Raw genomic sequence first — 268 nt, forward strand, 5'->3', positions numbered from 1 at the left:
CAATTTGATTCCGACTGACGCCTGCAAAAATAAAGGCCGGATCCTTCCCCGCATGATCAATGAGCTTCGCTATGCTTTCGAGGTCGAGTTCCCCAAATGTGAAGGTGAGCACCACGGGTTCCTGAGAGAGAAGCAACAACTCATGTCGAGCTCTATAGACGAATGGGTTGCAATACAGCCCTACAAGATCATTCTGCGTCTTGTGGCACGGAGCAGCACGCGAGTTTTCTTGGGTGAGACTGTCTGTCGGAATGAAGAATTCCTGGAT

At 50.0% G+C, this 268-nt stretch carries 1 protein-coding gene; it reads right to left on the reverse strand.

The features are described from left to right. On the reverse strand, positions 1–268 hold a 268-nt coding region (locus L9G74_RS20810), incomplete at both ends, for a hypothetical protein (RefSeq protein WP_238898661.1).

Origin of the sequence: Shewanella electrica (assembly GCF_022321485.1) — a bacterium.
In the GTDB taxonomy this organism is placed as follows: Bacteria; Pseudomonadota; Gammaproteobacteria; order Enterobacterales; family Shewanellaceae; genus Shewanella; species Shewanella electrica.